Genomic DNA, 13,416 nt, shown 5'->3' with positions numbered 1-13,416 from the left:
ATGAAAAGCCCGGCGAAATCACTCTGCCGCAGGGGGACCGGATAGGCCGGCGGCAGAAGCCGCTTGGCCCGGGAAACCCGCTGAACCCGGCTGCTTCAGCCAGACTTGGAAGTCCTTCATCCTCCGGCTTCCTCCGCTGCATCCCCAGTGTACCCGCTCTCCGCTTCCCCCGGAGAACCGCTCACGCTGGAAGCTGCGCCTGCCGCTTACTGAAGCTGCTCATCTGAAGAATTTCCGCCATCCTGAATTTCAATCCGCTTGCCCTGTGATTTCTGCCGTTTCGGCACTTCCAGATTCAGCATCCCGTCTTTCAGTGAAGCGCGGATGCCTTCTTCCGCAATATCCTGAACATAGAAGCGGCGTACATATTCGCCATACCGCCGTTCCCGGCGCACGGTCTGATGCTCCTTATTCTCCTCGCTGTTCTCTTCTTTGCGAACTGCCTTGATCGTCAAGTAAGGGCTGGTATAATCGATGTCGATTTCTTCTTTTTTGAAGCCCGGGAGCTCAGCCTCGATCAGATATGCTCCTTCACTCTCGCGGATGTCTGTGCGGAAGGACAGCGTGGAGCTTGTCAGCGGTGCAAAGAAATCATCATTAAATACTTCGTTAAGCGACTTAGCCAGCACACCAAAAGCATCATCTCTGCGTTTACCAAAAGGAACCAAATCAAACATTATCCATTCTCCTCTCATTTGACTTTTAATTTGTTGTTGATTTGACTTTGACTTTATTTGACCTATGGCTTTATTATAGTCTCCGGCCGTCCGGATGACAAAACTCATATAAGCCGAAAATCCGGTAAAATCCGGCGTTTCGGCTCGTTTTTTAGTATAAATTTTAACATTATTAATAATTTGACCTTATTTGACCTTATTTGATCTTAACCCTTTATTTCACATACCGCGCCCGGTATTCGCTATCCAGCATGCCCATCATAATCACGTCATGGTATTCATGGTTATAATAGAGCGTCTGGCGCCGTACCCCCTCACGGACAAAGCCGATTGCTTCATATACATGCGCAGCGCGGGCATTATAACTGTAGACCTCCAGCTCAATCCGGTGCAAATTCAGAATGCCAAAGCCGTAATCCAGCATCAGCAGCAGCGCTTCCCGTCCATACCCTTGCCCCTGATGCCGCTCCTCACCGATGGCGATCCGCAGATTTGCACTGCGATTGTCAGGGTCTATATCCTGAATGGCGATATCGCCGATCACCTCATCAGTCTCCCTAAGGGCGATAAGCAACAGCACCGTACTGTCGTCGCCTGATTTGCGAGCGATATAATTCCCGATCTGCTCTTTGGTGATATGCTTCTTCGTGCCTGTAAGTCTGCGGACCTCCGTACCGTAGAACATATGGTAATACAATTCGGCGTCTTCCCCGTTAAGCGGGCGCAGATATATCTTTTCCCCTGTTACAAGCTCTGAATGTCTGATCACTCCGGTCAGCCCCCAACTCTATAGATAGTCCTATCAAAAGGCATAGTTTCCTTAAATTATATATGCCACATATCCCCCGGTAAACTGTCAGGTAAATTAGCCAAGCCCGGAAAGCAGCTGTGCATAAAAGGATTTGACCTCAAGCGAAGGGGGAATTCCGATTTCCCGGTTCAGAATGTCGGCAAATTGCAGGTACTGCCGGTTCAGGGCATCTTTGTTATTCTGGAGAGCCGAGGTTTTCATAAGCAGCATATGGGCTTCTTCATCCAGCTCATTGTGCTTCAGCAGCTTGATCAGCAGCCGTTTTGCCGTATTCGTCTCACCCTTATCCAGCAGAGCAACGCACAGTCGCCGGGTGAAGGCCGAGTACATGAGTGACAGCCGTTCAATTTCATTCCAGGCCCAAGGATACACGTGGTCTCCGAATAAATCACCCATATATAGCTGTTCAAGCTCCATAGCCTGTTCCAGATTAGCCTCATTTATGACAGCCAAGCTTCTGCAGCCATCCTCAAAGCTGAGAATATCCACGCTAAGCCCGCTACAGTTAAAGGCATAATGGTTGCTCTCGGAATGCAGATGCGTCTTCAGCCCATGCGTATGGAGCAGCTTGCGCAGCTGATAGACCGTTGTATTCAAATATATTTCTGCATTCTTCTGCGGCATATCGCCAAAGATATCCTCAATGAGCCGTGCGCGGGAAACAAGCCTGCCTTTATGTATGATCAGGTAGCCGAGGAGCTCAGCGCTTTTTCGCGACTTCCATTTGGTCTTGATTCTCTGAGCACCCCCGATTTCAATTCCGCCCAGGAGGCTAATCCGTGCTTCTGCGCTCAAGGCGGGCTCCCGGTTGGCTTCTGCCGCACGCTCCAAATGAATCTGAGTAGCGGCTCTGTGTACCGTCTCATGCAGCCTCTCCTGTACCACCGGTTTCAGAATATAATCGAAGGCATGCACTTCAAAGGCGGAGAGCGCATATTCCTTATGCGAAGTGATGAACACTACCTTGGGTCCCTGGCTGTTCTCACCGAGCCGCGCTGCAAATTCCAGGCCACTTTCTCTGGGCATGCTGATATCCACGAAGATCAGGTCGACCTCATGAGTGTTCAAATAGGTAAAAGCCGCGGCAGTGTCCGTGAAGCTCCCCATTATTTCAACCTCTTCAAGCTTGGCAAGCATCCGTTTCAATATGAGATGCATGGCCTTCTCGTCATCGACAATAATCGTTCTCATCACCTCATCCCCTTCCTATGCTGTTGCCGGCCTGAATTAACGGAGCTTCAGGAGGAAGCGGAATCGAGAAATAGAAGGTGCTGCCCTGCGAGGGAACGCTGTCGAACCATAGCTTCCCGCCGTTCAACTGTACGAACTCCCTGCACAGGGTCAAACCCAGGCCAACGCCCCGCTCCCCGGAGGTCCCGGCTGAGGAGATCCGGTAATCATTCTTCAGCAGGGTATCGGCCTGCTCCGGAGAAATCCCTCCTCCCGTATCACTCACAGCGATTACCATATGACGGTCGCTCCTCTCTGCCTTTAACCGGATGCATCCTCCGTGGTCCGTGAATTTTATAGCATTGGACAGAAGATTGCGGATAATCAGATCCAGCATCTCTTTATCGGCATAGACGTAGCTGTCCCCGGGGATCTCTGATATAATCTGAATCTGCTTGTTATCACTGCGCAGCAGCAGGAGCCGCAGGCTGGCTTGCACCGTATGGGCCAGATCCCGTTCGACCGGATTAAAAATCATGCCTTCCCTCTGGCTCCGGAACCAATCCAGCAGAACTTCCACCAGTTCGAAGGTATTGCGGATCTGCTGCCCCATTTCTTGAACAATCTCTTCATGCTCTCCCCTTTCAGCCTGCATTTCCTCTTCGAGCAGTTCCATCAGGTTGACCAGCACCGCCAAAGGATCACGGATATCATGGGCAACGACACTGAACATCCGGTCCTTGAATGTGTTCAGATCACTTAACTGCCGGGCATTATCGCGCAGCTTCTCTTCTGCATGCACAGCCTCGGTTACATCGCTCAGCAGAAGCATTTTCCCGACAATCTTCTGGCGGCTATTCCTGACAAGAGACAGGTGGACATTATAGTAATCACCGTCCGGACCTGTAAGCTGAATTCTGGATGCACTCGCTGCCCCCCGGGCAATCATCTCCAGAAGCAGGGGATATCCGGAGAATAATTCTGCAGCGGGCTGACCTGTATTCTTATTACTCAGCTCTTTGACTATTCTTTTGGCCGAGCGGTTAAAGCTGGTGAGACTGTGGTCGGTGTCGAGTATAATGACCGCTTCCTCCATCGATTCAAACACCTGCTGAAGGGCAAGCGGCGCTAACCTCAGCATATTGAACTGATAGATTCCCCACATATAAAAAACACCCGAGAAGAGAAAACCAAACGGCGAAATGTCGATAGGCATATAAATTACACCGCTCAAATAAATCAGCGTGAAGCCAAAGGGCCCCCAGGAGCCAATAATCATCAGCGCAATCTGCTTCTTCATCCGGGGAACCGCCCGGAGAAACATCTGGAGCAAAAATATCATCCCCACGACAAAAAAGCTGTAGGAATAGAACACATGAAGCCTGTATAACGGACCTTTAACGAGGGTCACCAGCGGAAAGCCCTCTGTATGATTCATCGTCATGCTTGTATAGAATAAATGATGCCATTCATTGGTATTGTGGGCTGTGAAGGTTATTAGGGGAACAATCATCAATAGCGCAACATTCCTTGGACGTACCCATGACTGCCTGCCGGTATACTGCAGTACCATAATGAACCACAGCACCGTACCGAACGGAATTCCGATATATTCAATCCTCAGCCAGAAGCGGATATGCTCCATACTGCTGCTGATAATTTCGAAGCCATAGCCGAAGGAATAAAAAGAGCCCGTCAGCATTCCCAGACCGTAGCTTACCGCTATGGGCAGGTCTCTTCTTTTGTAGCACAGGTACACCAGCAGCAGTGAACAGCAGGTCGCAGCCATCAGCAATGCCGATAAGTACACGTTATATGTCATAGATGGTTGACCCCTATTCAGGAAGAAATCTTGCATTCTGTGCCTCCTATCTTATCAGATACGTGTCTTTGAGAGATACTTCAAATTTTATTTTTTATTTCATATAAAAAGCTTCGCCTGCTCTCCTCCATTTCAGAAAAAGCCCGCTGCGGCCATGACAATGGCCGGAGCGGGCTTCCATCTGGACAAGCAGCCTTCAGAAGGCCGCAAGCTTGCTTAGTTCAAGGTATCCAGGAGGCTCTTAAGCTCCGGGTTAGTCTCTAGAACGCGCAATACAATAGTAAAAGCTTCAGCACGGGAAGCCTGCTTGGCTGGAAGGAACTTGCCGCCCCCTTCTCCGCTGATAATACCGGCCGCTGCCGCTTGCCCGATCTGCTCCTTATTCCATGTCTTATCCAGATCGGAGAAGCTGGAGGAAGCCGGACTACTTACGCTGTTCAGATCAATGATCTTGGAGATCATAGCAATAATCTCGGCGCGGCTGATCTCCCGGTTAGGCAGGAATGTACCATTTTGGTAGCCGGATATTATACCTTTTTGCTGCAAGGCGCGAATGGAGTCTTCGGCCCAGTGGCCGGAAATATCACTTAAGGAGCCGCCGGCAGCATTGCCCGAAAGGCCAAACACCTTGGCAAGAACGGTAGCGAACTCTGCGCGGGTGATGCTTGCATCCGGGTGGAAGCCGCCATCCTGATAACCGTTCACCACACCCAGCTTCACAAAGATACCAATTGTAGAGCCGGCCCAATGCGTGGAGGTATCCGTGAAGGTCAGCGGAGCCGGATTCGACCTGGCCTCCTCAATTCTATGGGCGAAGCCGGTGATCACACTGGCAATATCGACAACATTGTCCATGAATTGCACGCCCGGCTGAACGGGTACAGGCATTGGTGTTGCGCTAGGTGCTGATGTTGGTGTTGGTGCTGATGACGGTGTCACCACCGGGGTGGGCGTCGGTGAATTGCTGTTGCCTTCGTTAACAGCAGTAATCTCAACGGTTTTGGTTCCATAGACAGCGGAACCGTCTACAGCTGTTGCCTTGACCGTAACAACCCCCGCCGAGCTGCCGGTTAAAATTCCGTGCGCATCGATGGTTGCTGTGCCTGTACCTTGGTCAACTGACCAGACAACCTCTCGCTCAGCTGCCTCTGCCGGTGACACCGTCGCTGCCATTTGAACGGCTGAGCCCGCCTGAACCCAAGAAGCTCCGGTTACGCTTATCCCAGAGACTCGAACCGGTGCAGGTGTAGGCACCTCTGTCGGTGTCGGCGTTGCTGTCGGCGCCTCTGTCGGCGTCGGCGTTGCTGTCGGCGCCTCTGTCGGTGTCGGCGTTGCTGTCGGCGCCTCGGTTGGCGTCGGCGTTGCTGTCGGCGCCTCGGTTGGCGTCGGCGTTGCTGTCGGCGCCTCGGTCGGCGTCGGCGTTGCTGTTGGCGCCTCGGTCGGCGTCGGCGTTGCTGTTGGCGCCTCCAATATAGTTAATTGGACACTGCCAGTAATACCTGTGCCATCTGTAGCCGCAGCCTCTATGGTTATTGTGCCCGGAGCAACTGCGGTAAGTTCACCGCTTGCTTCGTCAATAACAGCGGCCCCTGTACCATTCACAACAGACCAGATGACAGCTGGATTGGCCGCATTCAGCGGCAGTACTTCCGCACTCATCCTGAGCGATTCACCCGTAAGCAGGGAGCTAACCCCGCCGGGGCTTTTTACTGTAATGCCGGTTACCTTATGAACGTCATTAATGGCGATGAATTGAGCGCCTGAGTATAACGAAATCTGGGATACAACATCCGCAGTGTCCGATCTGATCAGAAAGGTCACCAGGCCCTCGACTGTATACGACGAGAAGCCCTCATTAGCTTCGCCGCCACTTTGAACTGGATCCGTGTTATAAAACAATGTAGCAGAATTGGCAGAATGGGCAAATACCTCGGTACGGCCCGTTACCAATTTACCGTCAGTCCCATAAACCGCAAAGGTAACATTTATATAGTCAGCCATATTTGCGTCCTGTTCCGGCTGTTTAGCCAGTTTCACATGATCTGCGGCAAAAGCAGGCTTGTAAGTTTGGAATCCAGATACATTGACAGAGGGGAACGGATAAGAATAATCAGGGACCCAGCTTATACTACCGTCGCTCACATATCCGCCAACAATCGTTCTATCATTGTAAGTAGCAACCGTTACACTGCTTTCTCCGGCAACATCAGGAACTGCAGCCACAGTACCGTCCGAATACCGTAGATATAAATGCTCGGAGCTGTCCGGTTTATCAGCGGGGAAATTTAAAGTGACGGAGCTTGTGCTTACAACACATCCGCTTATCAGAACTGAAGCCATAGCCGAAAATAGCCCCAATTTCCATATTGATTTTCTCTTCACTGTTTTCTCCCATCCCTTCAAATTCACATATGTTATATTTAAAATAATTATACATAGGCTCAATGACGGGAAAATGACAAAGTTCGACACTGGAGGCTATTAGTTCTAAGCAAAGAGCGCCGCCCCAGCGGGCAGCGCTCTGTTAAACTTCTTATTTAGTTAACAAACCCGGTATATTTCAGTAAACGGGTCAGCATGACGACAGCTTGGGCCCGGCTGGCTTTCGCTGCGGGAACAAAGGACACCGGTGTCATACCGGTTACAATCTCTGCTTGAACGGCTTGTGCTACTGCCCCTTGAGCCCAGCTGCTAATGTCAGCCCGGTCCTGGAAGACAGACAGCAGCTGAGTCTGCACGCTTGCAATACCGCTAGTTTTCCCGGTGACTGAAATTGCTCTTGATATCATCACTGCCATTTGCTCGCGGGTAATCGTATCATTCGGCTTAAAGCTCTGATCCTGGAAGCCTTCCACCAGCTTGGACTGAACTGCGGCACCAATGGCTCCGGCATACCAGTCACCCGCCTTCACATCAGTGAAGCCTGCTGCCGCAGGATCAGGACTCAGTCCCAATGAACGTACCAGCAGTGCCGCGAATTCTGCCCGCGTTATATTGCTATCCGGAGCGAAGCGGGTATCCGTAGTTCCGTTTACAACCAGCTTCGAAGCCAGCAATTCAATATCCGCCTTGGCCCAATGATTGCTGATATCATTGAATGTCCGGGCGGACGTAAGGACAGCGTACGTACTATTACCGTTACGTTTAAAAGTTACCTTGGTGGAACCATCTGCCTGCTTATCAAACAGCGCAGGTACAAAAGAAAATTGTCCTGTAGATGGATCATAAAGGACCACCGATGTATGTGTTACATCCACAGAAGACGCAAGGACAACGCTTCTGCTGACGTATGTTGAGCCAAAATGGTTCAACTCTACAGACTTTCCGTTGCCGGCCGCCGCAACTGAAAATTCAATGGCGGTTCCTAACTGGGAAGCAGAAATGCTCTGCGCACTTTGTTGAATAGCCGCGTTCACATCTGCTGCTACCGGAGATATACTAATTTGAATCACTATATTGTCTGCGGCTGTGCCCAGGTTTTGCGCGACTGCAGCAAAATCAAGAACACTTAGAGGCAGCGAATATTCCCCGTCATTGGTTTGCAGCGATACGATAGTATCCGGCGCGTTCAAGGCCGCTGCTGCCAAAATGGAAGCCGACAGGTTAAAACGCACACCCGCATTTGAAATATTATTGTATGCAATAAAAATAATTGGGGCTGCTCCATGATTATCCTGCGTAGCCGCAGCCGCGAAAGCTGCAGTGAGCGCTGTGTCATCTTGAGTAACTGTCATAGTCACCCGGCCATTCGCTGCCGTCTCAGATACAGCAGTATTCTTGCTTGTATCTACTTGAACGGGTGTAGCATTCGACACCGGCGGAGTGACTGGCTTGCCAGGTGCCGTGGTTGTTCCCGCTTGAGCACCGGTGCTGGTGCTGCTGCCGGTACTGATGCTGCCGCCGGTTCCGGTACCGCCGCCGGTTCCGGTTCCGCCACCATTTCCGGTGCCGCCGCCATTTCCGGTGCCGCCGTCGTCTCCATTGCCGCCGCCATTTCCGGTGCCGCCGCCGTCTCCATTGCCGCCGCCTCCGTTGCCGCCACCGCCTCCGGTCGACGGAGCTTTGACGATCAGATCAGCTGTGGCTACCTGGGTGCCCGCTCCTGCCAGCACTTTATAAGTTCCGGCAACCTCACTTTTGGACAAAGTGAACGAAATGGAGAATTGTCCATTGCTTACTGGAACAATATCATACAACACAGTACTTTTGACCGGCCGCTGTACTTGAATAATGACTTCATCCAGAGTAGAAGTACCGGTAATCTTCACCGCGCCGCCAAGCTCCACAGCAGCCGGAGGATTCAACGTCACGGCCGTGCTGCCAGCGAATGCCGCAGCAGGCAGTACCAGTGATAGACAAAGAGCCATAATCAGCGTAAACCTTAACTTGCGTAATTTCACTTGGACATTCCCCGCTTTCCTGTTGATCTAACATTTTTAGTCATTATTACTATTTTGGTTTGCGGCTAATATAGCCAAATCCAGCTCCAGCGGAGTCTTCACGGTAGCCAGGTTCAATCCGAGATTGCTGGGATCCGTACCGTACCGGCTAACGACATAAGCCTTCACGGTATAATTTGGATTCGCAGCAGCATTGGCCACATTGAAGTTGGCAGAATATGTGCCTGTGTTCAGCTTCAGGTTAGCCGCAACAATACTAACAGGTACAGCGCCATCGAACAGCTCGAATATAATGTTCTGATTTCCATTCACTTCTTCATCATAAGCATTGTTAAACAACCGGATCGTTGCTGTAATTCCATTGTCTGCAGTTACCACCGGCGCAGTCACGTAGAATACTTCAGAGGATTTATGAGTCCTGCCTTCAAAATACTTACTACTGTACCCTTCAGCATCTACAATAACTCTATAGTAATTTCCTTCAGCGAAAATCCCCCGGGCTAATGTAAGCTTGCCTTCGCTCAGCACATATTCCGAGGCATTCAATGTTCTGTATACTCCCATATTCGAATCATATACAGTAATTTTCCCTACGTGTTCTCTCCAGGCCACATTATCTGCAAAAACAAACTCACTGTCTGTGTTGCTGAAGAAATATCCCGTAAGCTCAGGAGTATTATAGGCAATCGTTGCCTCTACTGCGCTGTTACGCTTACTATCATATAGATCGCTAAGCACGCCCGGAGATACTTTGATTTTTACGGAACCCTGCTGCTTCGCATTGTGGAAGATGATGTTAATCTGTGAGTCATGAAGAGACACTACATCCTGCGGATCCAAGGCTGAATAAGTAACGCCGTGATCAGTGGAAAGGGTGATGTACTCACTCAGATGGGACACTCCGTCAACAAGGGTCTGATCCGCCAGGGCGGTATTTGAGTTAAACGCCAAGCTCAAGAAACGCCCGTCACCTGAGAAGTAGCCGCCATTATAAGAAATACCTGTTGCCGGGTTCTGGGGGGTGATCCAGTTTGTACTTACGTAATCAGTCAGAACATTCCCGGCTGCATCCATGAAATGACCCGGATAGAACTGATAATAATACTGTCTTCCTGAGAGAGGTGCCGGGAAATGCATGATGAGCTTGGAGCCAGAGAAGGTAAACGTAACATCTGAAGGTAAGGTGGAGAACCACTGGTTTCTGGACGGATCATACCACTGCACATTCTCCAGGAATTTGCTGTCATCCCCCTTAGCATTGAAGATCTCCTCATCGAATACGAAAGTAATATCCTGATAATCATCCGACACAGAATAATACAGGTATGCCGGCATGGTTGTGTCTGCCGGACTCGGGTCTATACCTCCGACAGCCGTCTCCAGAAATCCGCTGACTGTATTTTGATCCCGGACGTTTCCGGCAAGATCCTTGAAGGCTCCCCCGTTAATGACGATTTGAATCTCTGTGCCGGATAGTGCTTCAGCGAAATGAATATGCAGCTTGTTGGATTCAATGGATAATGTATCCTGAGCAACGAGAGCTTTGAAGGCTTTCTCCTGTCCGGATACTAGTGTCCGGACTAAGTAAATCTTGCTTTTCAGACTATCGTCCGAGATTGTATTATTTAACACTTCTTTATTGAAGGTAAGTTCTACGTCGTGATTGTCATTGCTGACAACCACTGACTGGATCACCGGAGGACTCACGTGTAAATTCATTTCCGCATTAAGATTGCCTGCCGCATCCTTCAGAGTGCCGCTTGCGATCCGGATGACCGTATCGGTACCCGAAATGATTTTCATATCATTATCGTAATTTAGATATAACTCACTGGAGTTATTCTGATAGGCAGAGCCCTCATGATCCGTAAAAGGAACAAAGTGCTCCCCATCGCCGGCTACACTGATTTGGCTACTCAGAAAAGCATTGGCTTGCTCTTCAGTTGCCCCATCAGGCACGTTAAGTGAGAAGTTCTCATCAAAGTATAAGTGCACCCAGCGGCCATCACCGGAAAGGGAACCTGTAAAAACAGGAGCGCTAATATCATGTGCCGCTATAGAAGTTACAGTAATGTCGCTCGCGGAGAGACGATCTTCCTTATTCATAACAGCCCCTGCTGCGATCCGAATGCTGTTGTCTGTGCCGGTAAGCGCATTATTCAGCGTAATAATTAACGCACCATCCTCATTCATGCTGATAGCATTGCTGGCGTTATCTGCCGCAAGATCAACGGGTTCCTCCGAACCGGTACGTTCAATTTGGATATCGGCCATCAGATCGGCCAGGCTGCCGGCAGGCAGTGCGTAGGTATTGAAGGTAACTGTCACAGCGGTATTATTGCTGCTCACTTCAGCCGTTGCTGAGGTGATTTGCGGGAAGCCAGGTTCCGCATGGCCCGCACCGGGAGAAACCGTCAGGACAGTTACAGCTGTAAGCACCACAGCCATCATTTTCGACACGGTCTGGATGAATTTCAACCTGTTTGTTTTGCCTCTTGCTATCATTTAGATTCTCACTCCTAAAATTTTATTATTTAAAATCGATACTAAAGTCCAGTATATATGCACCCAATGACACCAAAATGACAAAGTCCGACAAAAAAAAGAGCCTCTTTATCAGAGACTCCCGGAACTTCAATTTCATATTGTTAATATGGTTTCCCTAAGCCCTATGTCTACGGCTTCAATGGCGAGGCTTGCAATATCACTGAGGAAATCCGCACAGGTTATCCTGAACTCTGCCAACAAAACTTAAAGTGCCTAAACCTGCTGCTCTCCCTCATGGACGGACCTCTGTCCCAAGGAGAAAGTATAGGGATATACTCCTGCTGGGATAGTGAGACATGGATGGAACACAACGCAAAGCTTGACCGGACTCTTCATCTGCCATCCTTCAATCCGCCGACACAGTCTATAGAGTTTGTAGATTGTCCCCTACTTATATTGCGCCAGCATACCTGCCAGCGTCCGCTTCACCTCCGCCACCTGCTCCGGCGGCTCCTGTACCGTGGCCTCGTTGCAGAGGCCGATCACGAAACGCGCGAAGAAGCCCAGATCGCTCTGCGGGATTTCCCCCTCCAACCAGCCCGTGCCATCCCCGCGGATATGCAGCAGCGGCGAGGACCATACCTCGGCTTCGCAGGCTTGTACGCCTCGATTCCCCAGTTCAACGAACAGCCGGACAAGACTTGTATCATCCTGCTGAGTTTGACTGCTGTAATCATCCTTATTGCCCAAGTGGACATGCTTCAGATCAAGCGCTGCCGGCCCGGACTCGTCGTATCCCGCCGACTGAATCCGGTCGCAGCGGAATACACGGATATCCCCGCGCAGGAAGCAATAGGCCGGACAATACCATAAGCCGTTATGGGCGTAGATGCCCACCGGCTGAATCCATCTCGCCTTGCGCTGCCCCTTCGATTCATAATCGATCAGCAGCACCTTTTGCCCGGTAGCTGCTTCCAGCAACAGGGACAGATAGGGGAACTCCGCCTGTCTCGCCGGGGTCAGGAAGTCAATCCGGTTCTTCATCTCGTCAATCCGGTCACGGACATCGCCGGACATATAGTTATAGAATTTATGCAGGGCAGCTAATGATTCTTCCTTGAAGGGGAGATACTTGTAGTGGCGCAGGGCATGGCTGGCGAAAAAAATCGCCACCGCCTCCTCCTCCGTGAACGCGATCGGCGGCAGAATTCTTTCGTTCAGCACCTGATAGCCTCCATGCGGCCCCACTTCAGAATAGAGCGGAACGCCTAACTCCCCCAGCTCCTGCAAATCCCTGAGGATGGTCCGGGAAGATACATTGAATTCGTCGGCCAGCTCTTTGACGGTGAATTTCCGCTTGCGGTTGACCGTCATCATCAGGTCCAGCAGCCTTTTGGATTTAGACAACAGCTTCACTCCATTTATTATTATATTTATGACAATACCTGTCACTATTATAGACTACACTATAATCAAAGCCGGCTAGCAAGGCAAATCAAATTCTAAGGAGAGATTTAGACATGACCCTGCAAATAAATCCTTTTATTCTGGTGGACGGTACAGCAAGTGAGGCAATTGCCTTTTATCAGGAGGCACTGGGCGCTACGCTGCTCTTCAAGCAAACTGTGGGCGAGGGCCCGCATAACCCTGACTCCCCGATGACCGAACAGGAAAAAGCACGTATAGCCCATTCCGTACTGCTGGTGGGTGAAACCAAGTTTTTCGTCGCAGATCAGGAATTAAACCAACCGTTGACTCATGGCAACGGCATCACCATCTGTATCACAGTGGATACCACTGAGGAAGCGCAGCAGCTGTATGACTCGCTCAAGGCAGGCGGAACGGTTGATATTGAGCTGGCTCCGGCTTATTTCAGCCCCGCCTTTGGCATGGTTACTGACAAGTTCGGCGTATGCTTCCAGGTGTTCACGAAGAGACCGCAATAAAGCGGAAGCTGACGTGAAATCCTCAGGCCGTAAACCCTCGGGCGTATTATTCAAAAAAGCACTGTCTCCCGGATCAACCGGTGAGACAGTGCTTTTCGGCGTA

9 protein-coding genes are annotated in these 13,416 nt (G+C 50.5%); 1 reads left to right on the top strand and 8 read right to left on the bottom strand.

Annotated features, from left to right (window positions below; genetic code table 11):
* Nucleotides 1–206 precede the first annotated feature (206 nt).
* The 8 genes from PBOR_RS01505 to PBOR_RS01465 form a co-directional block, all read right to left on the bottom strand.
* A complete protein-coding gene (locus PBOR_RS01505; protein ID WP_042210118.1) occupies nucleotides 207–677 on the bottom strand; it encodes an Hsp20/alpha crystallin family protein in 471 nt (156 codons plus the stop codon).
* A 214-nt stretch (nucleotides 678–891) separates the two neighbouring features.
* Nucleotides 892–1,446, bottom strand: a complete 555-nt coding sequence (locus PBOR_RS01500) for a GNAT family N-acetyltransferase (RefSeq protein ID WP_042210117.1) — start codon at nucleotides 1,444–1,446, stop codon at nucleotides 892–894.
* 96 nt (nucleotides 1,447–1,542) lie between these two features.
* On the bottom strand, nucleotides 1,543–2,679 hold the full coding sequence (locus tag PBOR_RS01495; RefSeq protein WP_042210116.1) for a response regulator: 1,137 nt from the start codon (nucleotides 2,677–2,679) through the stop codon (nucleotides 1,543–1,545).
* A 4-nt stretch (nucleotides 2,680–2,683) separates the two neighbouring features.
* Nucleotides 2,684–4,480, bottom strand: coding sequence for a sensor histidine kinase (locus PBOR_RS01490; protein ID WP_042210115.1), 1,797 nt, complete (start codon nucleotides 4,478–4,480; stop codon nucleotides 2,684–2,686).
* A 216-nt stretch (nucleotides 4,481–4,696) separates the two neighbouring features.
* Nucleotides 4,697–6,703: an S-layer homology domain-containing protein gene (locus PBOR_RS35175; protein WP_218918876.1), complete on the bottom strand. Its 2,007-nt coding sequence runs from the start codon at nucleotides 6,701–6,703 to the stop codon at nucleotides 4,697–4,699.
* A gap of 314 nt (nucleotides 6,704–7,017) precedes the next feature.
* A complete protein-coding gene (locus tag PBOR_RS35170) occupies nucleotides 7,018–8,880 on the bottom strand; it encodes an S-layer homology domain-containing protein (RefSeq protein ID WP_052429284.1) in 1,863 nt (620 codons plus the stop codon).
* A gap of 36 nt (nucleotides 8,881–8,916) precedes the next feature.
* The gene (locus PBOR_RS01470; RefSeq protein WP_042210113.1) at nucleotides 8,917–11,385 is read right to left on the bottom strand and encodes a hemoblobin-interacting domain-containing protein; all 2,469 of its coding nucleotides are present in this window, start codon (nucleotides 11,383–11,385) and stop codon (nucleotides 8,917–8,919) included.
* A gap of 429 nt (nucleotides 11,386–11,814) precedes the next feature.
* Nucleotides 11,815–12,774, bottom strand: a complete 960-nt coding sequence (locus PBOR_RS01465) for a helix-turn-helix transcriptional regulator (RefSeq protein WP_042210112.1) — start codon at nucleotides 12,772–12,774, stop codon at nucleotides 11,815–11,817.
* 113 nt (nucleotides 12,775–12,887) lie between these two features.
* On the opposite strand from PBOR_RS01465, the gene PBOR_RS01460 reads away from it, so the two are divergent.
* On the top strand, nucleotides 12,888–13,313 hold the full coding sequence (locus tag PBOR_RS01460) for a VOC family protein (RefSeq protein WP_042210111.1): 426 nt from the start codon (nucleotides 12,888–12,890) through the stop codon (nucleotides 13,311–13,313).
* Nucleotides 13,314–13,416: the final 103 nt, after the last annotated feature.

Source organism: Paenibacillus borealis (genome assembly GCF_000758665.1).
Taxonomy (GTDB): Bacteria; Bacillota; Bacilli; order Paenibacillales; family Paenibacillaceae; genus Paenibacillus_AQ; species Paenibacillus_AQ borealis.
The sequence above is the reverse complement of the archived record's forward strand: the minus strand, read 5'-3'. Positions and strand labels throughout refer to the sequence as shown.

Bases quoted from the DNA above. Each gene is read 5' to 3' on its own strand.
- PBOR_RS01490 (WP_042210115.1), bottom strand. From the start codon at position 4,480: ATGACATATAACGTGTACTTATCGGCATTGCTGATGGCTGCGACCTGC.
- PBOR_RS01470 (WP_042210113.1), bottom strand. From the start codon at position 11,385: ATGATAGCAAGAGGCAAAACAAACAGGTTGAAATTCATCCAGACCGTG.
- PBOR_RS01460 (WP_042210111.1), top strand. From the start codon at position 12,888: ATGACCCTGCAAATAAATCCTTTTATTCTGGTGGACGGTACAGCAAGT.
- PBOR_RS01505 (WP_042210118.1), bottom strand. From the start codon at position 677: ATGTTTGATTTGGTTCCTTTTGGTAAACGCAGAGATGATGCTTTTGGT.
- PBOR_RS01495 (WP_042210116.1), bottom strand. From the start codon at position 2,679: ATGAGAACGATTATTGTCGATGACGAGAAGGCCATGCATCTCATATTG.